The organism is Streptomyces sp. UG1 (genome assembly GCF_049974585.1).
Lineage (GTDB): Bacteria > Actinomycetota > Actinomycetes > Streptomycetales > Streptomycetaceae > Streptomyces.
The window spans coordinates 41428-66922 of the sequence record NZ_JBNGGG010000016.1; the positions used below are offsets into that span (position 1 = coordinate 41428).

Annotated in this window: 21 protein-coding genes; 18 read left to right on the forward strand and 3 right to left on the reverse strand. The window is 71.9% G+C overall.

Features of this window, described 5'->3' with window-relative positions; genetic code table 11:
* The first annotated feature begins 297 nt into the window (after positions 1-297).
* From ACP4J3_RS19250 to ACP4J3_RS19275, 6 genes are all read left to right on the forward strand, one after another.
* Positions 298-1893: an NAD(P)-binding domain-containing protein gene (locus ACP4J3_RS19250; RefSeq protein ID WP_426535941.1), complete on the forward strand. Its 1596-nt coding sequence runs from the start codon at positions 298-300 to the stop codon at positions 1891-1893.
* Between the two features lie 5 nt (positions 1894-1898).
* Positions 1899-3032 (forward strand): alpha-hydroxy acid oxidase, encoded by a 1134-nt coding sequence (locus tag ACP4J3_RS19255; RefSeq protein ID WP_426535943.1) that lies wholly within the window; start codon positions 1899-1901, stop codon positions 3030-3032.
* Positions 3029-4432, forward strand: a complete 1404-nt coding sequence (locus ACP4J3_RS19260) for a cytochrome P450 (protein ID WP_426535945.1) — start codon at positions 3029-3031, stop codon at positions 4430-4432. Before ACP4J3_RS19255 ends, ACP4J3_RS19260 begins: the two co-directional genes overlap by 4 nt.
* A gap of 13 nt (positions 4433-4445) precedes the next feature.
* Positions 4446-5729 (forward strand): cation:proton antiporter, encoded by a 1284-nt coding sequence (locus tag ACP4J3_RS19265; protein ID WP_426535947.1) that lies wholly within the window; start codon positions 4446-4448, stop codon positions 5727-5729.
* Complete coding sequence (locus ACP4J3_RS19270) at positions 5720-7468, forward strand: thiamine pyrophosphate-dependent enzyme (RefSeq protein ID WP_426535949.1); 1749 nt, start codon at positions 5720-5722, stop codon at positions 7466-7468. Before ACP4J3_RS19265 ends, ACP4J3_RS19270 begins: the two co-directional genes overlap by 10 nt.
* 116 nt (positions 7469-7584) lie before the next feature.
* Positions 7585-7797, forward strand: coding sequence for a DUF4287 domain-containing protein (locus tag ACP4J3_RS19275; protein ID WP_426535951.1), 213 nt, complete (start codon positions 7585-7587; stop codon positions 7795-7797).
* Between the two features lie 41 nt (positions 7798-7838).
* On the opposite strand, the gene ACP4J3_RS19280 is transcribed toward ACP4J3_RS19275, so the two are convergent.
* Positions 7839-8582: a methyltransferase domain-containing protein gene (locus ACP4J3_RS19280; RefSeq protein ID WP_426535953.1), complete on the reverse strand. Its 744-nt coding sequence runs from the start codon at positions 8580-8582 to the stop codon at positions 7839-7841.
* A gap of 156 nt (positions 8583-8738) precedes the next feature.
* Between ACP4J3_RS19280 and panD the strand changes: the two genes are divergently transcribed.
* Positions 8739-9161, forward strand: a complete 423-nt coding sequence (gene panD / locus ACP4J3_RS19285) for an aspartate 1-decarboxylase (RefSeq protein WP_426535955.1) — start codon at positions 8739-8741, stop codon at positions 9159-9161.
* Positions 9162-9209: 48 nt separating this feature from the next.
* Complete coding sequence (locus ACP4J3_RS19290; RefSeq protein ID WP_426535957.1) at positions 9210-9554, forward strand: GNAT family N-acetyltransferase; 345 nt, start codon at positions 9210-9212, stop codon at positions 9552-9554.
* A 781-nt stretch (positions 9555-10335) separates the two neighbouring features.
* Here ACP4J3_RS19290 and gndA read toward each other — a convergent pair.
* Positions 10336-11775 (reverse strand): NADP-dependent phosphogluconate dehydrogenase, encoded by a 1440-nt coding sequence (gndA, locus tag ACP4J3_RS19295; RefSeq protein WP_426535959.1) that lies wholly within the window; start codon positions 11773-11775, stop codon positions 10336-10338.
* A 291-nt stretch (positions 11776-12066) separates the two neighbouring features.
* Here gndA and ACP4J3_RS19300 point away from each other — a divergent pair, with 291 nt between their 5' ends.
* Positions 12067-13251 (forward strand): transglycosylase family protein, encoded by a 1185-nt coding sequence (locus ACP4J3_RS19300; protein ID WP_426535961.1) that lies wholly within the window; start codon positions 12067-12069, stop codon positions 13249-13251.
* Here the strand turns inward: ACP4J3_RS19300 and ACP4J3_RS19305 are convergent.
* Positions 13241-14377, reverse strand: a complete 1137-nt coding sequence (locus ACP4J3_RS19305; RefSeq protein ID WP_426535963.1) for a DMT family transporter — start codon at positions 14375-14377, stop codon at positions 13241-13243. The two genes, ACP4J3_RS19300 and ACP4J3_RS19305, sit on opposite strands and share 11 nt — an antisense overlap.
* A 228-nt stretch (positions 14378-14605) precedes the next feature.
* Here ACP4J3_RS19305 and ACP4J3_RS19310 point away from each other — a divergent pair, with 228 nt between their 5' ends.
* The 9 genes from ACP4J3_RS19310 (at position 14606) to ACP4J3_RS19350 (ending at position 25488) form a co-directional block, all read left to right on the forward strand.
* On the forward strand, positions 14606-15343 hold the full coding sequence (locus ACP4J3_RS19310) for a (2Fe-2S)-binding protein (RefSeq protein ID WP_426535965.1): 738 nt from the start codon (positions 14606-14608) through the stop codon (positions 15341-15343).
* Between the two features lie 41 nt (positions 15344-15384).
* Positions 15385-16536: a glycogen synthase gene (gene glgA / locus ACP4J3_RS19315; RefSeq protein WP_426535967.1), complete on the forward strand. Its 1152-nt coding sequence runs from the start codon at positions 15385-15387 to the stop codon at positions 16534-16536.
* 51 nt (positions 16537-16587) lie between these two features.
* A complete protein-coding gene (gene glgC / locus ACP4J3_RS19320) occupies positions 16588-17808 on the forward strand; it encodes a glucose-1-phosphate adenylyltransferase (RefSeq protein WP_426535969.1) in 1221 nt (406 codons plus the stop codon).
* 110 nt (positions 17809-17918) lie between these two features.
* Positions 17919-20543, forward strand: a complete 2625-nt coding sequence (locus ACP4J3_RS19325) for a PA14 domain-containing protein (protein ID WP_426535971.1) — start codon at positions 17919-17921, stop codon at positions 20541-20543.
* A gap of 145 nt (positions 20544-20688) precedes the next feature.
* On the forward strand, positions 20689-22026 hold the full coding sequence (locus ACP4J3_RS19330; RefSeq protein ID WP_426535973.1) for a wax ester/triacylglycerol synthase family O-acyltransferase: 1338 nt from the start codon (positions 20689-20691) through the stop codon (positions 22024-22026).
* Between the two features lie 102 nt (positions 22027-22128).
* Complete coding sequence (locus ACP4J3_RS19335; protein ID WP_426535975.1) at positions 22129-23625, forward strand: SDR family NAD(P)-dependent oxidoreductase; 1497 nt, start codon at positions 22129-22131, stop codon at positions 23623-23625.
* A 104-nt stretch (positions 23626-23729) separates the two neighbouring features.
* On the forward strand, positions 23730-24236 hold the full coding sequence (locus ACP4J3_RS19340; RefSeq protein ID WP_426535977.1) for a hypothetical protein: 507 nt from the start codon (positions 23730-23732) through the stop codon (positions 24234-24236).
* Positions 24233-24577, forward strand: coding sequence for a transcriptional regulator (locus tag ACP4J3_RS19345; RefSeq protein ID WP_426535979.1), 345 nt, complete (start codon positions 24233-24235; stop codon positions 24575-24577). The genes ACP4J3_RS19340 and ACP4J3_RS19345 overlap by 4 nt, the downstream gene beginning before the upstream one ends.
* Positions 24574-25488 carry an ABC transporter ATP-binding protein gene (locus ACP4J3_RS19350; protein ID WP_426535981.1) on the forward strand — a complete coding sequence of 305 codons (915 nt, stop codon included), beginning with the start codon at positions 24574-24576 and terminating at the stop codon, positions 25486-25488. Before ACP4J3_RS19345 ends, ACP4J3_RS19350 begins: the two co-directional genes overlap by 4 nt.
* Positions 25489-25495: the final 7 nt, after the last annotated feature.

A 25495-nucleotide genomic window follows, 5' to 3' on the forward strand; every position in this document is an offset into this window, starting at 1 on the left:
CCCGTTACTACCGTGCTCCTTGAGATTTCTACGGGAAATCCGATGGAAGGGTCTGTCATGCCCCTGCCAGGTCGCACTGCACCACCCCGGCTGCATTTGCGAACGAATCCCGAAGTGCTCCCCCCGGCCGCGAAACACGGCCCCTGCGGCCGACCGGCTGACCCGCCTGGGCTGCTGCCTGGCTGATGCCGGCCCGCGGGCACCGTCTTCGGACCACCAGACAACCGGGCCCTCCCCCCTTCTCACCCCCCACCCGGCTTCAGGCATGTCCTCGCCTGGAGCAGAAGGAGAGTTCCCATGAACTCCGCGCAGAGCGAGCCGCTCGACTGTCTCGTGATCGGCGGCGGCCCCGCCGGGCTCCAGCTCGGGCAGTTACTCCAGGCAGCCGGGCACACATACCGGATCCTGGAGAGCGGCCCCGCGGCAGGCACCTTCTTCCGTACCTTCCCCCGCCACCGCAAGCTGATCTCCATCAACAAGGTGCACAACGGCACCGACGATCCCGAGCTGAACCTCCGGATGGACTGGAACTCCCTGCTCTCCCCGGACCAGCAGATGCTGTTCACCCGCTACAGCAAGCGCTACTTCCCGCACGCCGACGACCTCGTGCGCTATCTCGCCGACTTCGCCGAGGCGTTCAAGCTGGACATCGCGTACGACACCCGGGCCGAGCGGATCCGGCGCGGCGCCGACGGCGGATTCGTCGTCACCGACCAGCACGGGCAGGAGCACCACGCGCGGCGACTGGTGATGGCCACCGGGCTGACCCGGCCCAACACCCCGGACATCCCCGGTATCGAGACCGCCGAGGACTACTCGGTCGTGTCGGTGGACCCCGAGGACTTCACCGACCAGCGCGTGCTGATCCTCGGCAAGGGCAACTCCGCCCTGGAGACCGCCGACAACCTCGTCGAGACCGCGGCCGTGATCCATGTGGCCGGACCGCACTCCATACGGATGGCCTGGAACAGCCACTACGTCGGCCATCTGCGCGCCGTCAACAACAACTTCCTCGACACCTACCAGCTCAAGTCCCAAAACGCCCTGCTGGACGGCCACGTCCTGTCGATCGACAAGGACCCCGAGGCAGCCGGCTACCGCGTCCGCTTCAGCTTCTCCCGGGCCGACGAGGTCGTGAAGGAACTGCGCTACGACCGCGTCATCGTCTGCACCGGCTTCCGCTTCGACGCCTCGCTCTTCGCCCCGGAGTGCCGGCCCGAACTGGTCATCGACGACCGCTTCGCCGCCCTGACCCCGGCGTACGAGTCGGTGAACGTGCCCGGTCTGTACTTCGCCGGCACCCTGATGCAGCAGCGCGACTTCAAGAAGTCCACCGGCGGCTTCATCCACGGCTTCCGCTACGCCGTACGCGCCCTGAGCCGCATCCTCGACGAGCGCCACCACGACCGGCCCTGGCCGCACCAGCCACTGGACGCGTCCCCGTGCGCACTGGCGGACGCCGTGGTCGCCAGGGTCAACCGCAGCTCGGCGCTCTGGCAGCAGTTCGGCGTCCTCGGGGACCTGATCGTCACCGCCCCCGGCGAACCGGCCCGCTACCACGAGGAGGTCCCGGTGGCGTACGCCCACCAGAGCCGACTCACCGAGGGCGCCGAGTACTTCACCGTCACCCTGGAGTACGGGCCGGACCACGACAAGGTCGACCCCTTCGACATCACGGTGCGCCGCACCGCCCAGAACTCGGTCGACGACGCGTTCGACGCCGCCTATCTGCACCCGGTGATCCGCCGCTTCCGGGCCGGTGAGCTGCTGGGCACGCATCACATGGCCGAGAACCTGGAGAACGAGTGGGACCACCCGGAGGTCCATCACGCCCCGCTCGCCCGGTTCTTCGTCCACGAGCTGGACCTCCGGCCGAGCGCCGCGCGGCGGTGACGGCCATGATGCTGACCGTCCACGACTTCGAGACCGCCGCCCGCGCGAAACTCGACCCCGTGTACGCCGACTTCATCGCCGGCGGGGCACGCGACGAGATCACCGTACGGGCCAATGAGGCGGCGTTCGCCCGTCTGCAGTTGCTGCCGCGGGTGCTGCGGGGGAGTGCCGTCAGGGAGTTGGACATCGCCCTGCTCGGCAGCCGGGCGAGCACGCCGATCCTGTTGTCCCCGACCGCCTTCCACAAACTGGTCGATCCGGAAGGGGAGCTGGCCACCGCCCGTGCCGCTGCCGCCGCGGGCGCGATCATGATCGTATCCATGGCGTCCACGGTGGCGGTGGGTGAGATCGCCGACGCGGTCCGCTCGATGGGCGCCGACGCACAGTTGTGGTTCCAGCTCTACATTCAGCCCGACCGGGAGATCACCGAGGCGCTGATACGGCGGGCCACCGACGCCGGATGCACCGCCCTGGTGGTCACCGTGGACTCCCCGGTGCTGGGCGCCGGCGAGCGCAACCGGCGCAACGACTTCCACGATCTGCCGCCCGGACTGCGCTGCGAGAACCTGGTGGACCTGCGCGACGGCGAGCGCGGGCACGTGCGGCAGATCGCCATGTCCCCCGAGCTGAACTGGCAGCACATCGACTGGCTGCGCCGCACCACCTCGCTGCCCATTCTGCTCAAGGGCGTGCTGCACCCCGAGGACGCCCGTATCGCGGTCCGGCACGGCGTCGACGGGCTGCTGCTGTCCAACCACGGCGGTCGCCAGCTCGACACGGTGCCCGCCACGTTGGAGCTGCTGCCCGAGATCGTCGCCGCGGTCGAGGGGCGTATCCCGGTCGTGCTGGACGGCGGGGTCCGGCGCGGCACCGACGCGGTCAAGGCACTGGCGCTGGGCGCGTCCGCCGTGGGCATCGGCCGGCCCGTGATGTGGGCGCTGGCCGAGGGCGGCGAGAAGGGCGTACGGCGGCTGCTGGAGCTGCTGCGCGACGAACTCGACGACACCCTCGCCCTGTGCGGGGCGTCCGGGCTCGCCGACCTGACGCCCGACCTGGTCCGCACACCCACGTGGGGACCGGCGCCGGGTCCCGCCGTGGCCCCGGGGGCGGACAACCGGTTCGGCGGGGTGATCGCGTGACTGCCACCGGATGGCTGATCACCGGCGCGACCCTGGCCCTGGCGGTCGGTCTGCCGTACTGGCTGCCCGGGCTCGTGATCGCACTGCGCGTGCGCATCTTCGCCCGGGTGGGCGGCGAGGAGGGCGTCAAGGCGCCCGGCCGGGAGGTGCCCGCCGAGGAGTTCAAGGAGGTGTACGGGCATCCGGCGGCCAACGGCCGCAGCCGGGGCGCCGCGCTGTCCGACCTGTTCTGGTACTGGCTGTCGCCCGGCCCACAGGTGCACCAGGAGCACCTGGAGCCCGGGCCCCGCTACGACGACGTGGCCAGGACCACGCGGCAGATCCTGGCGGGCCTGTCCCGGGAGCAGTGGACGGAGCTGGTCGGCCGCTGCACCCGGCGGGTGCTCGACGAACTCCCCGAGCAGGCGCGGGTGCACCGGGTCAGGCTGCGCGACCTGATGATGCCCGTCTGGGCCGAGGTCTACTACGAGGTGGTCTTCCGCGAACCGTGCCCGCGCCACGTCCGGGACCTGATCACCGGCAACGCCGACGACGTGGTCAGCGCGCTGAAGTGCACCAGCCTGCGGCACATGGACCGGCGGGCCCGGCTCACCCACTACCTGCGGGACCGGCTGGCGAACGACCCGCCGCCCGTGCCGCTGCCGTCCTCGCTCTCCCGGCGGGAGCAGGCGTACTACCTGCAGGGCACGTTCTTCAACACCGCAGTGGTGCAGATGTCGGAGGCGATGGCCCACCTGCTGCTGGCCCTCGCCGCACACCGGCCGGTGCAGGACCGACTGCTGGCCGGCGAGGCGGACCCCGGCTTCCTGGACCGCGTCGTCAACGAGACCCTCCAGCACTTCCCGCTCTTCGGGGTGGCCCACCGGATCACCTCGGGGGAGATCCCCCGGCCGGGGCGCGCCCCCATCCCGGCCGGCTCGGTCCTGCTGTTCAACTACCCCGAGTACCAGCAGTCCGGCCCTGCCGGCGGCGAGCGCTTCGACCCGGACCGGTGGCTGTCCCCGGACACCAGGCCCGCCGCGTCCATCCCGTTCGGGGTGACCGCCAACCGCCCCTGTCCGGCCCGCGGCTTCGCCGTCCTCACCATGCGGGTCGCGGCCGAGGAGACGCTGCGCCGCTTCCGGCTGGAATCCTCGGCCGAACACACCAGGTCACTGCCCAGCCGCGGCCCCTGCCTGCTCGTCCCGCGCACCGGCGCGGAGGACGCGAACCCGGCCCGCCGGCGGACCCGGCTCGCCGCGATGCGCCTCGCCGATCGCTGGGCCGCGGTCCCGCGCAGCCTCACCCAGCTCGTCCTCGGCAGCTACATGGTGTGGGACGCCCGGCGCCAGGGGCTGTGCCGGAACTACTTCGCCACCTCGTCCGGCGGCCCCGCCGCCTCCGTCGGCGCCGGCCGTTGAGAGGGACGAGACCATGACTCCCGCGGAGCTCGCTCCCGCCTTCTTCCTGGCCGTCGTCGTCATCCTGCTGACGTGCCGTCTGGTCGTCCTGGTGGCGAGGCGCTTCGGCCAGCCGCCCGTGGTCGGCGAGATGATCGCCGGCGTGCTGCTCGGCCCCTCGCTGTTCGGTCTGCTCGCCCCGGGGCTGTCCGCCGAGGTCTTCCCGCCGGAACTGAAGCCCGTGCTGTACGTGGCCGGACAGATCGGCCTGGTGACCCTGATGTTCGCCGCCGGGTACGAGTTCCGGGCGCACGCCGGGCGCGGACTGGCCGGCACCGCCGTCGCGGTCTCCTCGGCCGGAGTGGCGATCCCGCTCGCCCTGGGCATGGGACTGACGCTCGCGGCCCACGGCCACGTCGACATCTTCGTCGACGGGGTCTCGGTCTGGGTGACGGCGGCGTTCGTCGGAGTCTCCCTGGCCATCACCGCCTTCCCGATGCTGGCCCGCATCATCACCGAACGGGGGCTGGCCGGCTCCCGGTTCGGCTCCCTCTCCCTGGCTTCCGGGGCCACCGACGACGCCATCGCCTGGATCATGCTCGCGGGCGTGCTGAGCGTGGCCTCCGGCGAGGCGGAGCCCGTCCTGACGGCGGTCGGCGGCTCCCTGCTGTTCGTGGCCGTCCTGTTCCTGCTGGGGCGCCGCCTGCTGGCCTGGATCGTGAACCGGCCGGGCCTCGGCGACGACACCCGCCTCCTGTTCACCGTCGCCGTGCTGTTCTGCGCCGCGTGGTTCACCGACATCATCGACCTGTACGCCGTGTTCGGGGCGTTCTGCGTCGGGCTGGCCATGCCGCGCGGCGCGGCGTCCGAGCGGCTGGTGCGGACCACCCAGTCCGTGACCCAGGTGGTGTTCGTCCCGATGTTCTTCACCTACTCCGGCCTGAACACCCGGTTCGACGTGTTCGCCGACCCGTCCGTGATGGCGTTCGGGGCGGCCGCCGTCGTCCTGGCGGTGATCGGCAAGTTCGGCGGCTGCTGGGCCGCCGCCCGGCTGCGCGGCGAACCCGGCCCGGTGGCCGTCCGGGTCGGCGCCCTGATGAACGCCCGCGGACTGATGCAGCTCATCGCGCTCAACGTCGGGCTGGCGGCCGGCATCGTCAGCCAGGAACTCTTCGCCGCGCTCGTACTCGTCGCCCTGGTCACCACGGTCATGACCGTTCCGGTACTGAGCCGGCTGGACCGCCGGAACGCCAGATCGCGCCCGCCGGCCGACACTCCCCGGGACCAGGACGAGCAGGCGGTGGCGACATGGAGCTGAGCGGGGCACAGGCGCTGGTCGGCCAGTTGGAACGGGAGGGCGTCCGCCATGTCTTCGGCGTGCCGGGCGTCCAGCTCGACCACGTGCTGGACGCCCTGGCCCGAGCCAGGGCCGCCGGGGGCCCGATCGAGTACATCGCGGCCCGGCACGAGCAGGGCGCGGCCCATATGGCGGAGGCGTACGCCCGCACCACCGGACGCCCCGGCGTCTGTCTGGTGGTCCCCGGACCCGGTGTGCTCAACGCCCTGCCCGCGGTGGCCACCGGGTACGCCTGCTCGTCGCCGATGCTGTGCGTGGCGGCCGACATCCCGTCCCCGCTGGCCGGCCGTGGCCTCGGCATGCTGCACGAACTGCCCGACCAGGACGGCGTCCTGGCCTCGGTCACCAAATGGTCGGCGCGAGCCGGGGCCCCCGACCGGATCCCCGCTCTCGTGCACGAGGCGGTACGGCGGTCACGGTCCGGCCGCCCGAGGCCGGTGGCCCTGACGATCCCGGCGGATGTACTGACCGCTCGGGCGGAAGCGGAGCTGGAGCCTGCCGGTCGGGGTGTGGCGGACCGCACCGAGGCGTCCACGGGGCCGGACAACGCCCTGCGGTACGGCATCGAGGATGCCGACGCGCCCACGGGGCCGGAGGCCGGCGCGTCCGCGGAATCGGAGACGGACGTCCTCGCGAAGATCGCCGGCGTGCTGCGAGCCGCCCGCCGGCCCTTGCTCTACGTCGGCGGCGGCGTGCCGGCCTCATGGGCGGGCGCCGCCCTGACCGCCCTGGCCGAGGAACTGGCCGCCCCGGTCGTCATGAGCCGCAACGCGGGCGGCGCCGTTCCCGCGCAGCACCGGCTCGCCTTCACCAGCCTCGCGGCACCGCGCCTGCTGCCCGAGGCGGACGCGGTGCTGGTCGTGGGCAGCCGCTTCGTGTCCCCACGCGGTACGGCCCTGCCGACCGCCCCCGGAGCGGCCGTCGCCCTGATCAACGCGGACCCGGCCGATCTGGGCCCGCCCCGACCGGCCGGGCTCACCCTGTGCGCGGACGCCCGCACGGCACTGGAGGACCTGCGTGCCGCGCTCGCCTGCGCCCCCCGGCCCGGGGCGGAGACCGGATGGCAGCCCGGCGAGCTGGCCGAGGTCCGCGCCTGGTGTGAACGCAAGGTCGAGAGCGTCGAACCGCAGTGGTCGTTCGTCCGCGCGCTGCGCGAGGCGATCCCGGACGACGGCATCCTGGTCAACGAGCTGACCCAGGTGGGCTATCTGGCCGCCGTCGGCTACCCCGTACACCACCCCGGAACCTTTCTCACGCCCGGCTACCAGGGCACCCTTGGCTACGGCTATCCATCGGCGCTCGGCGTGAAGGTCGGCAACCCGGACCGGGCGGTCGTCTCCATCAACGGGGACGGCGGATTCTGCTGGAACATGCAGGAGCTGGCGACCGCCCGCAAGTACGGCATCGGGGTGAGCGCGGTGGTCTTCAACGACAACGCCTACGGTAACGTCCGGCGCATCCAGGCGGACGAGTTCGAGGGCCGCTTCATCGGCAGCGACCTCGCCAGCCCCGACTTCGTACGCCTCGCGGAGTCGTTCTCGGTGCCCGCCGTCCGGGCCGAGACCCCGGCACGGCTCGCCGGGGCTCTGAAGGAATGCCTCAGCGAACCGGGACCGTCCCTGATCGAGGTACCGGTGGCCGAGATGCCCAGCGTGTGGCCACTGCTCCTCGGGGGCTCACCCGGTTCGGTCCGGGACTGACGCCTGCGGAAGCCGTGCCGTGACCCAGATCACCCTCACCGGCCGATGAGTTCGGCGGCGCTCCCCGGTCGTAAGGGTGACAACACCGCCGCGCAACCGGATTGGACACCGCCGACATGACCGACGCCGTCAAGGGCCCAGCCAGCTACTTCCCTTCCATCGAGAAGAAGTACGGCCGTCCGATAGCGCAGTGGAAGGACCTGATCCGCTCCTCGCCCCTGGCCCAGCACATGGAGCTCGTGAACTGGCTCAAGGCAGAGCACGGGCTGGGCCACGGCCACGCCAACGCCCTCGTCGCGCACACCCTCGCGGAGGCCCGCGGCAAGTGAGCCGGACCTCGCGGCGCGCGCCGGTGACGAGGCGCGCGTGGTCAGCGGTCGGTCACGAGCAGCCGGTAACCCACATCAACGGTTTCGAGCGTGCGCAGCTCGGCGTAGCGCGTATGCCAGCGGCCGGTCCTCACGTCGTCCGCGAGCCGGGTCAGCCCCGGGGCGAGCGCGTCGTCGCCGGTCTGGGCCAGCATGGAGATCCCGGCGCGCACGTGCGGGTCGAGGTAGGCGTGCGGGCGGCGCCAGTACGCGGCGCCGAAGCCGTCGACGCAGTCGTGGGGGATGCGGACCGGTTCCTGGCGTCCCCCGCCGAGCAGGTCGATGAGCTGGTCGGTGGGGATGGCGCGGGTGTCGTCGTACGCGGCGGCTTGCGGAAGGTAGTCGCGGACGAGCCAGAACCGCTCGCGGAAGATGCGCTGCTCCCACGTCAGGATGACGATGCGGCGGCGGGCAACCCTGCGCAGCTCTCTGATTCCGGCCGCCAGGTCGGTCCAGTGATGGACGGTCAGCAGTGCCATGACGGCATCGGCGGCGCCGTCGCGCAGCGGGAGGTGTTCCGCGACGGCCTGGACCGCCGGCGCCGCTCCCGTCGGACGCTGCGTGATCATGACACGGCTCGGCTCGACCGCGAGGACCGTCTCCGGCGGCTCGTACGAACCACTGCCCGCTCCGACGTTGACCACGTCGGTGGCGTCCCCGAGTGCGGCGTGGATCTGCGCCGCGATCCGTGGATCCGGCTGTCGGGTCCGGGCATACGTGGCGCCGAGCACGTCATAGGTGGCCATGACGGCAAGTATCCAGAAGCAGGCGTGACCGGGATCTCGATGCGGTCGAAAGCCCCGGTCCCTACCCTGGTTCTCCCGGAGGCGAGCCGCTGTAGGCTGAGCGAACAGCCCTTGACCTGCGAAAAGCGGGCAGGGAGCGAATTCAGGGAGTTTCGAATGCTGCGTGCCATGTTCAAGTCCAAGATTCATCGCGCCACGGTCACCCAGGCCGACCTGCACTACGTGGGATCGGTGACCATCGACGCGGATCTGCTCGACGCCGCCGACCTGCTGCCCGGCGAGCTCGTCCACATCGTCGACATCACCAACGGCGCCCGCCTGGAGACGTACGTCATCGAGGGCGAGCGCGGCTCGGGGGTCGTCGGGATCAACGGTGCCGCCGCTCACCTCGTCCACCCCGGCGACCTCGTGATCATCATCAGCTACGCTCAGATGACCGACGCCGAGGCGCGGGCGTACCAGCCGCGGGTCGTGCACGTGGACGGCGCCAACCGGATCGTGGCCCTCGGCGCCGACCCGTCCGAGCCGGTGCCGGGCTCGGACCAGGAGCGCAGCCCGCAGGCCGTGCCGGTGGCCTGAGCGCACTCGTACTCGTCGTCATACGCCGAGACGGACCAGGAGCGTTCCATGAGCGACATCGAGATCCGCGACGACCGGGCGGCGGGCCGCCTGGAGGCCCGCCAGGGCGACGAAGTCACCGGCCGCATCGAGTACTTCGTCCTCGAATCACCGGCGCGCGCCCTCGTCCCCGTCCACACCATCGTGGAACCGGCCCACGAGGGGAAGGGCATCGCGGGCTCCCTGGCACGTGAGCTGTACGGCATGGCGGCGCGCGAGGGAGTCGTCGTCGCGCCGCTGTGCCCGTACGTCGTGAAGTGGGCCGAACGCCACCCCGACGAGGCCCCGGCGGCCGACCCCGAACTGCTTCGGGCGGCGAAGGACTGGCTGCGGCAGCACCCCGAGCGCATCTGACGAGGCGGGCCGACGGTGCCGCGGACAGGCCCACTTGGCCGCCCCGCGGTGACGCGGGTGAGTGACTGGCCGCGCGGCCGTCGGGTACGTGGGGGAGTAGTCCAGAGCCGACGCCACGCACTGGCTGGAGGACACCATGACGAACCCGTACCCGGACCCCGCCCCTCCGGACCCGTCCCCGGGCCCGGACCCCCAGCACCCCGAGCCACACCCGGTCCCGCCCCCGGAACCTCCACCGGCCCCCGAGCCGCCCCCCACGCCGGTCCCGCCCCCGGGACCCCCACCCACCCCGGGGCCGCCTCCACCGTCACCTCCGGGACCGCCACCGCCGCCACCCGGGCCTCCGGAACCCTCCCCGTCCCCGATCCCGCCGGGACCGGAGCCGGTACCGAACCCCGAACCCGGGCCGCCGCTCACCTGAGCCCCATGCCAGAAGGCGGGACCACCCCCAGCGGGCCCGCCGCGCCGTTCGCCTCGCGAGACGCGCGGCGGCCGGTCAGTGAAGGCGGCTACGACCTCGAAGGCCACAGCCTCGGAATACTCCTCGTCGGCCCCGCGCCCGTCGCCGTCCGCAAGGACGCCGACGGGTTCGGCGCTCGGATCAGGACGGCAATCGAAGATCAGGACGGCAGCCGAAGCGGCGATCGCTCGGCGCTGAGGCGTGCCGGGCGAGCCGCTGCCGGCGGCTGGCGGGAGCTTCTCGGCGTACGGGAGAGCCCAAGGGGCCGTCGCCCTGCGGGTGACGGCCCCTTTCCGATTCAGCGGCGCGGCGAGACGGCGCTCAGGCCGAGACCTCCGAGCGGTCCCCGCCCCACAGCGTGTGGAACGACCCGTCCCGGTCGGTCCGCCGGTAGGTGTGGGCGCCGAAGAAGTCCCGCTGGCCCTGGGTGAGCGCGGCCGGCAGGCGCTCGGCGCGCAGCGCGTCGTAGTACGCGAGGGCCGCCGCGAAGCCCGGCGTGGGCACGCCCTGGCGGGTCGCGGCGATCAGCACTTCGCGCCAGTCGTCCTGCGCGGCCGCGATCTCCTGCGCGAACGTGTCGTCCGACAGCAGGCTCGGCAGATCGGCGCGGGCGTCGTACGCGGCGCGGATCCGGTCCAGGAACGCCGCACGGATGATGCAGCCGCCACGCCAGATGGCCGAGACGGCGCCCAGGTCGATGTCCCAGTCGTACTCGGCGCGCGCCGCGTCGATCTCGTGGAAGCCCTGCGTGTACGACACGATCTTCGACGCGTACAGCGCCTGCTCGACCCGGTCGGCGAAGGCCGCCGCCTCCGACTCGCTCAGCGGCGACGCCTTCGGACCGGCAAGCCCGCGCGAGGCCTCGCGCAGCGCCGCGTGACCCGACAGCGAGCGGGCGAAGACCGCCTCCGCGATCCCGGACACCGGCACGCCCAGGTCCAGCGCGATCTGCACGGTCCACCGCCCCGTGCCCTTCTGCTCGGCCTGGTCGACCACCACGTCCACGAACGGCTTGCCCGTCGCCGCGTCCACGTGCGACAGCACCTCGGCGGTGATCTCGATCAGGTACGAGTCCAGCCGGCCCCGGTTCCACGTCCGGAAGATCTCCGCGATCTCGGCCGGCTCGTACCCGGCGACGTCGCGCAGCAACTGGTACGCCTCGCCGATGAGCTGCATGTCGGCGTACTCGATGCCGTTGTGCACCATCTTCACGAAGTGCCCGGCGCCGTCCGGACCCACATGCGTCACACAGGGCGCGCCGTCCGCCGCCTTGGCGGAGATCTTCTCCAGCATCGGGCCGAGGGAGTCGTACGACTCCTTGGGGCCGCCGGGCATGATGCTCGGCCCGTGCAGCGCGCCCTCCTCGCCGCCGGAGACGCCCATGCCGACGAAGTGGATGCCCTGCTCGCGCAGGTCCCGCTCGCGGCGCCGGGTGTCGGCGAAGTGCGCGTTGCCACCGTCGATGATCATGTCGCCGGGCTCGAGGAGCGGAGCGAACTCCTGGATCACCGCGTCCGTCGGGCCCCCGGCCTTCACCATGATGACCAGCCGCCGCGGCCGCTCCAGCGCCGCCACGAACTCCTTGGCGGTCTCGGCCGCGATGAACTCGCCCTCGCCGCCGAACTCCGCCACCAGCGCGCGCGTACGCGCCGGCGTCCGGTTGTGCACCGCGACCGTGTAGCCGTTGCGGGCGAAGTTCCGGGCGAGGTTGCGGCCCATGACCGCGAGACCCGTGACGCCGATCTGCGCCGAAGTGCTCATGCGTTGGCTCCTAGTGACCTCGATATATCAGCGGTGCCGGTCATGCCCGCCAGTGTTGCCCATCGTCCATCCTGACGTGCCGGTACTCCGAGCGCACATCCGGGGTGGCGCGATGTCGCCTGCACATACGCACGAAACGCCCCGGCGCACTCAGCCGTCCCGGCTGCCGGACAACGCGCGCCGGTTCCGCGCCACTTGACGTGAACGGGAGGCTGATTTGCCGTCTTGTCATGGCCTGTTCGCAGCGCTTACTTTTGCCCCTCCTGACGCATGTCAATGGGGGGCTCCTTCATGGCCGTACGCGGCCGGCACCGCCGGTACCAGCCGAACAGGATCAACCGCGCCTCACTCACCGTCACCGCGGGCGGCGCCGGAATGGCGCTCCCCCTCATGGGCACCGGCGTCGCACACGCGGCCGACGTGGACACCTGGAACAAGGTCGCCGCATGCGAGTCGACCAACAGGTGGCACGTCAACACCGGCAACGGCTTCTACGGCGGACTGCAGTTCGCCCAGTCGACATGGGAGGCGTACGGCGGCTCGCGGTACGCGGCGCGAGCGGATCTGGCCACCAAGGACCAGCAGATCGCCGTGGCGGAGAAGGTGCTGGACGGGCAGGGGCTCGGCGCCTGGCCGGTGTGCTCGGTGCGGGCCGGGCTGACCCGGGGCGGGGACACCCCCGACATCCAGCCGGCCGGCGCGCCGAAGAAGACCTCCAAGACCCCTAAGACCTCCGTCCAGGACGTCCAGCCGCAGACCACGCCCCAGTCGAGGGCGGGCACCGCCGAGATGTACACCGTGGTCCGCGGCGACACCCTCTCCGGGATCGCCGAGTCACAGAAGGTCAGGGGCGGTTGGCGGGGCCTGTACACCGCGAACCGCAAGACCATCGGGGCCGACCCCGACCTGATCCTGCCGGGCCAGCGGCTCGCACTGCGCGGCAAGGCCGCCACCACGACCGAGCCGGCCTCCACACCCAGGACCAGCCCCAAGGCGACCCCCGAACCCACTCCCGAACCCACCCCCAAGAAGACCTCCCGGGACCGGGAGCAGCAGGCCACGACGAGCAGCCGCTCGCTGGTCGCGCCGGTCAGCGCGGGCACCGCAACGCCGTACCGCAAGGCCGGTGCCCTGTGGTCGAAGGGGTACCACACCGGCGTCGACTTCGCCGTGCCGACCGGCACCTCCGTGAAGGCCGTCGGGGCCGGGCAGGTCGTGAGCGCCGGGTGGGAGGGCTCCTTCGGCTACCAGGTGGTGATCCGGCACGCCGACGGCCGCTACAGCCAGTACGCCCATCTCTCGGCGATCTCCGTGAAGGACGGCCAGTCGGTGGGCGCCGGCCAGCGCATCGGCCGGTCCGGGTCCACGGGCAACAGCACGGGCCCGCATCTGCACTTCGAGGTGCGGACGGGGCCCGGTTTCGGTTCCGACATCGACCCGGTGGCCTACCTCCGGGCGGGCGGCGTCAGGATTTGACGCGCGCACCGTGCCGGTCGCGAACCGGTAACGGGACGTACGGGCCGCCGTAGAAGGGGCCGTGGAGGTTCGGGGGCCCGGGGTGGTCGGGACGCGTCGGCCGCGGATCCTCGTATGCCCCGTACGCCCCCTGCGCCGCCGGGGCCGGGATGAGGATCCCCTCGATCCCGTCCGGTACGACGATGGCCTCGTGCCGTTCCGTCCCCGCCTGCTCCGGAACACCGCCGAGCAGCTCCGCCGCGGGCATCGCGTCCAGGTCCGGCCCGACCGGGGCCCCGTCCGCCGGTACCGCCTCGGCATGCGCGATCCGCTCCGTCGTCAGCAGGATCAGGCCGCCCGCCGCCACCACGCCGCAGCTCAGGGCGAGCATGGTGCCGGTCGTGCCGTACCGGAAGGTCTCGCCGAACATCGTGATGCCGACCGCGGCCGCCACCACCGGGTTCACGACGGTCAGCGTGGCCAGCGGCGCCGCGAGTCCCGCGCCCCGGTAGGCGGCCTGGGACAGCAGCAGCCCGGCGGTGGCGAAGACGCCGATCGTGGCCAGGGCGGGCAGGTCGGCCGCCGACACCCCGCCGTTCCAGTCGACCGCGACGACCTTGGTGAACACCGAGGACATGCCGAAGGCTATGCCGGATCCGGTCGCGAGCAGCATGCTGCGCACCGCCGGATGCCGGTGGGCCGCCCGGCCCGCGACCATCAGCGTCACGACGATGCCGCCCGTCACCAGCGCCACGGCCGTCTGCTCGGTGGTGCCCAGCGACTGTGACTCGGAGGCGCCGACCAGGGACAGCAGCCCGGCGAGGCCCACGGTCGCCATGATGGCGCCGCGCCAGGCCGTCGACCCGGCCCTGCGGCCCACGAACAGCGCCGCCATCGGCAGCGCGAACACGATCGTCAGGGCGCCCAGCGGCTGCACCAGGCTCAGCGGACCGAAGGCCAGCGCCACCACGTGCAGCAGCCCCCCGAGACCGTTCAGCGCGACCGCCGCCCACCAGCCCGGCCGACGCATCGGCGCGAACTGCTGCCCCGGCGAGGACACCGCGACACGCTCCTGCACGATCGCCCCGCCCGCGTAGGCGACCGCGGAGATGAGCGACAGGAGCACGGACAACGCGAGGGCGCTCATGAGCTGCTCCTCTGCGGGAGGCAGGGGCTCTCACCCCGGCGCGGCGAACGGTCGGCTTTCATAATCAACACGATGCCTCGAAAACCTCTTCCCGTCGTCGTACCAGAGCACGCACTGTGTCGTACTGCCGATGGAGTACGACGACGTCGGGGTCATCCCCCAGGGGGGTGACCCCGGGCGGACACCCCCAGGTGAGCGTCCCGACAGGCCCTGCTACTACTGCTGTTCGTGGACCTCGACCCTGATCTCGCCGCGCTGCGGCCGCTCGGCGGCTTCTTCGTCCTACGCACGGCAGGGGAAGTTCTTCGGCCACTTCCGACCCTGGCGCAGGCGTACGGAAATCCGGTACCGGCGGGGCAGGCGGATCCCCTGGCGTTCCGGGTCCGAAAGGTCGCGGACACCCTGCACGCCCCCGAGTTGCGGATCGCCGCCTCCGTGGCCCAACAGGGCCTGGCCGCCCGGCTGTGGTCGGTGGCCCTCGGCTGCGCCGCCCTGTACGGCCACCTCCCGGACCTCGACCCGCGCCTGCTGCGCTGGGACCCCGACGGCAGTGCCCCCGACGACCTGTGGCTCACGGAGGTCCGCCCGCTGCCCGCGGACCCGGCCACCCTCACGGACACCGTCGTGCACGGCCACCTCGAACCGCTGGCCGCCGCCCTGAACGCCCGCCACCGCATCGCCGCCGGACTGCTGTGGGGCAACGCGGGATCCGCCCTCGCCGGAGCGGCCCGCCAATTCGAGCAGTGGGCGCGCGCCCACGGCCGTACGGACGCCGCCGCACACGCGCACGCCCTGACCGCACAGCTCTTCACCCACCCGCTGCTGGTCGGCACCGGCACCCGCACCGGGACCGCGTTCCGGCGCCGCAGTTGCTGCCTCTACTACCGGGTGCCGGGCGGCGGTGTGTGTGGTGACTGTTGCTTCACACGAGCCCCGCGCTCTTCCCCACGCGCCCCGTCTGGGTGACCATGAAAGGGCAACCAGCCGCTGAGAACAGGGGGTTCCGGGTGCGAGTGGGACTGCTGACCCGGGAGTACCCGCCGGACGTGTACGGCGGCGCGGGCGTCCATGTCGAGTTCCTCGCCCGCGAGTTGCGGGACCTCGTCGACCTCGAGGTGCACTGCTGGGGTGAGGGCCGCGCGGTCGGCGTCGTACGCCACCGCCCCTGGTCCGCCCTGGACACCGCCAACGACGCGCTGCGCACCTTCTCAGTGGACCTCGCCATGGCCGCGGGCCTCGAAGGCCGTGAACTCGTGCACTCCCACACCTGGTACGCCAACTTCGCCGGTCACCTCGGCAAGCTCCAGTACGGCATCCCGCACGTGATGACCGCCCACTCCCTGGAGCCCCTGCGCCCCTGGAAGGCCGAGCAACTCGGCGGCGGCTACGCCCTGTCGAGCTGGGCCGAGCGCACCGCGGTCGAGTCCGCCGACGCTGTGGTCGCCGTCTCCGGCGCCATGCGCGAGGACATCCTCGGCTGCTATCCGGCACTGGACCCGGCCCGCGTCCACGTCGTGCACAACGGCATCGACACCACCCTGTACCGGCCGGACCACCGCACCGACGTCCTCGCCCGCTTCGGCCTCGACGCCGACCGCCCGTACGTGCTGTTCGTCGGCCGCATCACCCGCCAGAAGGGCGTGCCCCATCTGCTGCGCGCGATCCGGCGCATCGACCCGGCCGCGCAGGTCGTGCTGTGCGCCGGCGCGCCCGACACCCCCGAGATCGACCAGGAGTTCCGCGACCTCTACCAGGAGCTGAGCCGGGTCCGCGAGGGCGTGCACTGGATCCCGCAGATGCTGCCGCGCCCCGAGGTGATCCAACTCCTCACGCACGCCGCCGTGTTCGTCTGCCCCTCGGTGTACGAACCCCTCGGCATCGTCAACCTGGAGGCGATGGCCTGCGGGACTCCCGTGGTGGCCTCGCGGGTCGGCGGCATCCCCGAGGTCGTCGACCACGGCAAGACGGGCCTGCTCGTTCCGCTCGACGACGACTTCGAGACCGGCCTCGCACGGGCGCTGGACTCGGTGATCGGCGACCCGGAGACCGCCCGCCGGATGGGCGAGGCCGGACGGGAGCGCGCGGTGGGGGAGTTCGGCTGGGACGCCGTGGCGCGGCGGACGGTCCGGCTGTACCGGGAGATCCTCAAACAGGCATAGCGCGCGCTGCTCAGGGGCAGGCTGGGATCAACCACGGTGAGGGGAGCGGCCATGCGTCGTGGCGGACCTTCGGTGCTCGGAATCGTACTCGCGGGCGGGGAAGGCAAACGCCTGATGCCCCTGACCACGGACCGCGCGAAACCAGCGGTCACCTTCGGAGGAACGTATCGCCTCGTCGACTTCGTCCTCTCCAACCTCGTCAACGGCGACATCCTGCGCATCTGCGTGCTCACGCAGTACAAGTCGCACTCCCTGGACCGGCACATCACCACGACCTGGCGGATGTCCAGCCTGCTCGGCAACTACGTCACCCCGGTCCCGGCCCAGCAGCGGCTCGGACCCCGCTGGTACCTCGGCAGCGCGGACGCGATCCTGCAGTCCCTGAACCTGATCTACGACGAGCGCCCCGAGTACGTCGCGGTGTTCGGCGCCGATCACGTGTACCGCATGGACCCGCGCCAGATGCTCGCCCAGCACATCGAGAGCGGTGCGGGCGTGACGGTGGCGGGCATCCGCGTCCCGCGCGTCGAGTCCTCGTCCTTCGGCGTCATCAGCCCCGGCTCGGACGGACTGACCGTGGAGCGCTTCCTGGAGAAGCCCACCGACCCGCCTGGCCTGTCCGACGACCCGGAGACCGTCTTCGCCTCGATGGGCAACTACATCTTCACCACCAAGGCCCTCGTCGAGGCGCTCCAGCGGGACGCCGAGGACGAGAACTCCGTGCACGACATGGGCGGTTCGATCCTGCCCCAGCTCACCGACCGGGGCGAGGCCCAGCTCTACGACTTCAGCGCCAACCACGTCCCCGGCGAGACCAGCCGGGACCGGGGCTACTGGCGGGACGTGGGCACCCTGGACGCGTACTACGACGCCCACATGGACCTGATCGCCGAGCGGCCCGCCTTCAATCTCTACAACACCAGTTGGCCCATCTACACCCACTCCAACCAGCTCTCCCCGGCCCGCTTCAACGCCGGCGGCATGGCCAGCGAGTCCATCATCAGCGCCGGCTGCCTGATCCGGGGGCAGGTCACGCGGTCCGTGCTCTCGCCCGGGGTGGTGGTCGACCCGGGGGCGGTGGTGCAGGGGGCGGTGCTGCACGACAACGTGCGGATCGGGCGGGGCGCGGTGGTGCGGGGCGCGGTGCTCGACAAGAACGTCGAGGTGCCCCCGGGCGCGACGATCGGCGTCAATCCGGAGCGGGACGCGGAGCTGTACACCGTTTCCAAGGGCGGGGTGATCGCGCTGGGGAAGGGGCAGCGGGTGCCTTAGCGGGCTGACGGCACGGGTGGCCCGCCGCGGGGCGGGCCACCCTTCCAGGGGCGTCCATTCCGTGGTGTCATGCCAACTACTGTCCATGACAACGTTGTTATGGAGGCTCTATGCACACACGACGGCTCAGAAACCGACTTGTGTTCCTCCTCGCCGGCGCCCTCGGCCTCGCGGGCCTGACCGCGACCCCCGCCCCCGCCGCGGCCGACGACCCCGTGGAGATCCACGGTCTGAAAGGCGAGTACTACACCCAGTCCGCCCCCGGCGCCTTCGACTTCCACGAGCTCAAGGCGACCGCCTTCGACCCCGACCTCGACTTCGACAACCTGGAGCCGCGCCTGGCCTTCACCACCGGCCGTGCGGACGACGTCAGCGTCCGCTGGACCGGAAAGGTCGTGCCGGAGCGGACCGGCGCGCACACCTTCTCGATCATCGGCGACAACGGCTTCCGCCTCTGGATCGACGGAAGGCTCGCCATCGACCACTGGGTCGACGACTGGGACCGCGACCAGACCGCGGCGCCTGTCGAGTTGACCGCAGGCACCGCCTACGACATCAAGGTCGAGTACTTCGAGCACTACGGCGGCTCCAACCTCCACCTGCGCTGGACCGAGCCCGGCGGCTCCAAGGAACCCGTGCCGCAGTCCGCGTTCCGCCTCCCCGACGGCTACGACTACGACGGGGCGATCGCGACCACGGTCCTCACAGACGGCCGTACGCTCAAGCTCGACTTCGCCCGCACCCTCGCCGCACCCCCGGCCGGCGTCACCGACCACCTGAAGGCGGTCATCGGCGGCGCGGCGTGGCCCCTCGGGTCCGCCAGGGTCGACCCGGCCGATTCCAAGGCCCTCCTCGTCGCGCTGAAGGAGCCGGTCGTCGGCAACAAGACCGGCACGGCACGCGGCACGGCCGACGTCCGCTACGACGGCGAAGGCGGCCTCACCGGCGCCGACGGCAACGTTGTCAAGGCCTTCCTGAGCAGCGGCCCCAATCGCTCCACCCACGAGCTGCGCACGAAGTGGGCCGACGAGGTGGGCCCGGGCAACGCCCACCCCGAGTACCCGCGCCCCCAGCTCACCCGCAAGGCCTGGCGCAACCTCAACGGCCGCTGGCAGTTCGCGGCGGCCGAGGAGGGCGAGCGGCCCCCGGTCGGCAGGAACCTCGCCGAGCGGATCCTCGTCCCGTACCCGGTCGAGTCCCAGCTCTCCGGCGTCCAACGCCACGAGGACCGCATGTGGTACCGCCGCACCTTCACGGTCCCGGCGCACTGGCGCATCGGCTCCGGCAAGCGCCTCAAGCTCAACTTCGGCGCCGTCGACTGGCGGACCGAGGTGTACGTCAACGGCACCAAGGTCACCGAGCACACCGGCGGCTACGACAAGTTCAGCGCCGACATCACCGACGCGCTGAAGCCCGGCCGCACCCAGGAGCTGATCGTCGGCGTGTACGACCCGACCGACGCGGCCGGCGGCGAGAACCCGCCGCTCGGCAAGCAGCGCCTGGACCCGAGCGGCATCTGGTACACCCCGTCCTCCGGCATCTGGCAGACGGTGTGGATGGAGCCGGTCGCCCGCGACCATGCGGACGGCCTCAAGCTCACCCCGGACGTCGAGGCGGGCACGCTCACCGTCGAGCCACAGGGCGTGCGCGACGGCGTACCCGTCACGGCGACGGCGTACGACGGACGGCGCGAGGTGGCGACCGCGAGCGGCCGCACCGGGCAGCCACTGACGCTCACCCTCCCCGACCCGCACCTGTGGTCGCCCGACGATCCGTTCCTGTACGACCTCGAGGTGACCGTCGGCGCCGACCGCGTCGGCAGCTACTTCGGCATGCGCTCCATCGCCGTCGAGAAGATCGACGGGGTCCCGCGCACGGTCCTCAACGGCGAGCCGATCTTCATGATGGCCACCCTCGACCAGGGCTTCTGGCCGGACGGGCTGCACACCGCGCCGACCGACGAGGCCCTCGCCTACGACCTGAAGGCGCACAAGGAGCTGGGCTTCAACGCCGTGCGCAAGCACATCAAGGTAGAGCCGGACCGCTGGTTCCACTGGGCCGACCGGCTGGGTCTGCTGGTGTGGCAGGACATGCCCTCGATGACCGCCGGGGTGAACCCGAGCGCTGTGGCCCGCGCGCAGTACGAGCGTGAGATGAAGCAGATGATCGACGAGCACATCAGCAGCCCGTCGGTGGTCATGTGGGTGACGTTCAACGAAGGGTGGGGGCAGTACGACATCGGCCGTATCGCCGAGCAGGCGAAAGCGTGGGATCCGACGCGGCTGGTCAACGGCCAGTCGGGGCTGAACCTCGGGGACGACGGCAACGCCGGCGACATCATGGACGAGCACGGCTATCCGAGCCCGGCCCTGCCACCGCGCCCCGACGGCGAACGGGCACTGGTCAGCGGCGAGTACGGCGGCCTCGGCCTCGCGGTGCCCGGGCACGCCTGGTCGGTGCAGCAGTCGTACGTCGACGTCGACCCGGCAACCTACACCGACGACTACCTCACCAAGCTCGACGAGGTGCGCGCCCTGGTCTGCCGGGGCAGCAACGGCGCCGTGTACACCCAGATCACGGATGTCGAGGGTGAGCTGAACGGGCTCCTGACCTACGACCGCGCGGTGCTGAAACCGGACGCGGCACGGCTGAGGGCGGCTCATGAGGCGCTGATCCGTGACGCCTCCCGGGTGACTCCCTCGGGATGCCCGGTGCCGCTTCCCGTGGTGAAGTGACCTCATATGCACCATGAGTCCCGCCCCTTTCACGAGGGGCGGGACTTAATCTGCTGTTAACTGTGCGTAGCTTGATCGTACTTGACCGTAATCGCTTCAGGGCGATTGACTTCTGATCCACCCGTCGTCGACGCGAGGCAAGCCATTGACTTCTGACCTGCTCGCACCTCTCGACCTGGCGTTCTGGAACATCGAGTCCGCGGAACACCCCATGCACCTGGGGGCCCTCGGTGTCTTCGCGGCGCACTCGCCGACCGCCGGCGCCCACGCGGCCGACCTGCTCGCCGCGCGCGCCGCAGCCGTTCCGGGGCTGCGGATGCGCATCCGGGACGCATGGCAGCCGCGCGCCCTGCTCCAGCCGCTCTCCTTCGGCGGCGCCACCCGCGAGCCCGCCCCGGACTTCGACCCGCTCGACCACGTCCGGCTGCACGCCCCGACCGCCGACTTCCAGGCGGTGGCGGGCCGGCTCATGGAGCGCCCGCTGGAGCGCGGCCGGCCACCGTGGGAGGCGCATGTGCTGCCCGGCGAGGACGGTGTGTCGTTCGCGGTGCTGTTCAAGTTCCACCACGCCCTGGCCGACGGACTGCGGGCGCTGACGCTCGCCGCCGCCGTCCTGGACCCGATGGACCTGCCCGCCCGCAAGGCCCGCCCCGAGGAGCCCGCGCGCAGCCGTCTGCCCGATGTGCGCAGGCTGCCGGGGCTGGTGCGCGGCGCCCTGTCCGACGCGGGCCGGGCCCTGGACATCGGCGCCTCCGTCGCCGTGTCGACGCTGGGGATGCGCTCGTCCGCCGCGCTGGCCGCCGAGCCGAGCGGCACCCGCCGTACCGCCGGGGTCGTCGTCGACCTCGACGACGTGCACGTGATCCGCAAGGCGGTCGGCGGCACCGTCAACGACGTGCTCATCGCGGTCGTCGCGGGCGCCCTGCGCCGCTGGCTCGACGAGCGCGGCGACGGCAGCGAGGGCGTCGCGCCCCGCGCCCTGATCCCCGTCTCCAAACGCCGGCCGCGCACCGCGCATCCCCAGGGCAACCGGCTCTCCGGCTACCTGATACGGCTCCCGGTGGACGAGGCCGACCCGCTGCGCCGCCTGGCCACGGTCCGCACCGCCATGGACCGCAACAAGGACGCCGGCCCCAACCGGGGCGCGGGCGCCGTCGCCCTGCTCGCCGACCACGTCCCGGCGCTCGGTCACCGGCTCGGCGGACCGCTGGTCGGCGGGGCCGCCCGGCTCTGGTTCGACATCCTCGTCACCAGCGTGCCGCTGCCCGGCATCGGCCTGAAGCTCGGCGGCCATCAGGTCACCGAGGTCTTCCCGTTCGCGCCGCTGGCACGCGGTCAGTCCCTCGCGATCGCGATCTCGACGTACCGCGGGCGCGTCCACTACGGGCTCGTCGCCGACGCCGCGGCCGTACCGGACCTCGACGTGCTGGCCAGGGCCGTGTCCGAGGAGGTGGAGACGCTCATCACCGCCTGCGCTCCTTGACCCCGACGAGTTTTGGAGGAGTCGCCCGGCGCTCCGTAGAATTCCGCGTTCGAAAGCGGGCGCGACCGGAGCGCCGCGGGTGATCAGGGAACGGCAGCGGCGATGACGGTGACAGAGGACGGCTCGGCGGCGACCACGGACGAGGTCGTGTACGGGCCCGGTATCGACCCGGAGCGGCTCGCCGTCTGCCTCAGCGTGCTCGAGGAACTCGACAAGCTGGAGATCGACCACCCCGACGCCGTCGCCGTGCGCCGGGCCACCGCCGGCATCTACCGCACCGTCAAGCAGCGCCGCCGCCAGGAGCGCCGGGCCGCCAAGACCGCCCACGACCGAGCGGTCACCGAATCCACGGCAACTGGGTCCGCCCGGCGCATCGACGACGAGACCGAGGGCCTGCTGCCGTCGTCGAGCACCGAGGAGGGCAGGGTCGCGGGGATACTCCAGCGCCCGCGCTCCTGCTACACCTGCAAGACCCGGTACGTCGAGGTCGACTACTTCTACCACCAGCTCTGTCCCGACTGCGCCCGCCTGAACCGCGCCAAGCGCGACGCCCGCGCCGACCTCACCGGCAAGCGCGCCCTGCTCACCGGCGGCCGCGCCAAGATCGGCATGTACATCGCGCTCAGGCTGCTGCGCGACGGCGCGCACACCACGATCACCACGCGCTTCCCCAAGGACGCCATCCGCCGCTTCAAGGCGATGGACGACTCCGCGGACTGGATGCACCGCCTGGAGGTCGTCGGCATCGACCTGCGCGACCCGGCCCAGGCCGTGGCCCTCGCCGAGCAGGTCGCCGAGGCGGGCCCGCTCGACATCCTCGTCAACAACGCCACGCAGACCGTGCGCCGCCTGCCCTCCGCCTACGCCGCCCTGGTCGAGGGCGAGAGCGCCCCGCTGCCCGCCGGTGAACTCCCCGCCCACCACGTCATCGGCGCCTTCAACTCCGGCGCGGTCGACGGCCTCGCCGCGCTGCCCCTGGGCACCAGCGGCCTCGACGCCCAGAAGGTCGCCGACCTCGCCCTCGTCGCGGGCAACGCCAGCGTCGAGCGGCACCTGGACGGCACCGCGATCGACGCGGGCGGCCTGGTCCCCGACGTCGTCGACACCAACACCTGGGTGCAGACCATCGACCAGATCTCCCCGGTGGAACTCCTCGAGACCCAGCTGTGCAACTACACCTCGCCCTTCATCCTGATCAGCGCGCTGCGCCCGGTCATGGCCAAGGCGGCGCAGCAGGCGACGAGCGGGCGCGCGTACGTCGTGAACGTCTCCGCGATGGAAGGCGTCTTCGGCCGCGGCTACAAGGGCGCGGGTCACCCGAACACCAACGCCGCCAAGGCCGCGATGAACATGGTCACGCGGACCAGCGCGCAGGAGATGTTCCAGAGCGACGGCATCCTCATGACCTCCGTCGACACCGGCTGGATCACCGACGAACGCCCCCACTACGACAAGCTGCGCCTGGCCGAGGCCGGCTTCCACGCCCCGCTCGACCTGGTGGACGGCGCGGCCCGGGTCTACGACCCGATCGTGCGGGGCGAGGCGGGGGAGGACGTGTACGGGGTCTTCCTGAAGGACTACGCGCCGGGCAAGTGGTAGCGGCCCGACATCCACCATCGCATCGCCCCCCGACTTGCCTGCCTGGAAAGTAGGCGGTAGCTTTCCTGTTGGGAAAGTAAAGACTCCTCGGGGGAGGCGATGGCATGAGCACACCGGTGGACGCCGAACAGGCCTGGAAAGATCTGCAACGTATCCGGGTGCCGCAGGAGCGCGTGTACGACGAGTTCGAGCGCTCCACGTCCGGCGGGCGCGGCATGACCTACGGCATGGCAGCGGCCATGTGGGTGTTCCTGGCCGGCGTGGGCCTGGACCTGCCCCTGTGGGGTGCCGGGCTGTTCTTCGCCGGTTACATCGGCCTGTTGATCGGGCTGATCGTCTGGAGCAGCCGCAGGAGCCGGATGCAAGTGCACCGGTCCCGGGTCACGGGGCGGACGTGGGCCGCGTTCGGCGCGAGCGCGGTGCTGGTCGCGGGGACGATCGTGCTGGCGAGCTACCTGGCCGATCCGCTGGGGCCGATGTACGCCGGCCCGATCCAGGCCACGGCCGCGGTGGTCGTGTACCTGCTCTGCCTCGGCCCGGCCAACCGCTGGGCGGCCGACTCGGTGCGTGGGCGGGGCGAGCGCTCGGCCGACGAAGAGGCGGGCCGATGAGCACCCCCTCCGGCTTCGACGAGCTGATCCATCCCGCCACGCGGCTGTCGGTGGTCGCGCTGCTCGCCGCCACCGAATGGGCGGACTTCGCGTTCATCCGCGACAGCCTCTCGCTCAGCGACTCCGCGCTCTCCAAGCAACTGCACACCCTGCAGGAGGCCGGATACCTGGAGATCCAGAAGGAGGGCGGCGGCCGCAGCCGCCGTACGAAGGTACGGCTGACGGACCGCGGCCGCACCGCCTTCGAGGGACATGTGGCGGCGCTCCGGGCGATCGTCGACAGCGCCGGTCCCGCGACCGGGGCGGCCCAGGGGCAGTCCCACGCGGAGGCGGGACGATGACGACGCCCGGGCGCATCCGCGGCCGACCCGTGATCCAGGTACGCGAGCTGACCATGGCGTACGGCGATGTCGACGTCCTGCGCGGCGTCGATCTGGACATCCACCGCGGCGAGATCTTCGCGCTGCTCGGCCCCAACGGCGCGGGGAAGACCACCACCGTCGAGATCCTGGAGGGCTTCCGGCAGCGCTCCGGCGGTCAGGCCGTCGTCCTCGGAGTGGACCCGGCGCGGGGCGACGACGCCTGGCGCGGCCGCATCGGACTGGTCCTGCAGTCCTGGCGCGACCACCGTCGCTGGCGGGTCGCCGAGCTGCTGACGCACTTCGCGACGTACTACCCCGACCCGCGCGACCCGGCCGAACTGCTGGCCCTGGTCGGCCTCACCGGCCAGGCGGACCGGCAGGTGGAACGGCTCTCCGGCGGCCAGCGCCGGCGGCTGGACGTCGCGCTCGGCATCGTCGGCCGCCCCGAGCTGCTCTTCCTGGACGAGCCGACCACCGGCTTCGACCCTCAGGCGCGGCGCGAGTTCCACGTCCTGGTCGAACGGCTGGCCCGCGACGAGGGCGTCACCGTCCTGCTCACCACCCACGACCTGGCGGAGGCCGAGCGGCTCGCCGACCGGATCGCCATGCTGGTCGGCGGCCGGATCCGGGCCTGCGGCTCCCCGGCGGAACTGGCCCGCCGCGCCGCCGCTCAGGCCGAGGTCCGCTGGACGGCCACCGACGGCACGCACCGGCGTGAACACACCGCGGACCCCTCCCAGCTGGTCTGGGAACTGCACAGGTCCGCGCCCGGCCCGATCGCCGACCTGGAGGTCCGCCGCCCGACGCTGGAGGACACCTATCTGCACATGGTGCACCGGGAGGGCGACGGCACCGACGAGGTCGTGGACGAGGAGACGCAGGCCGCATGAGGAGCGC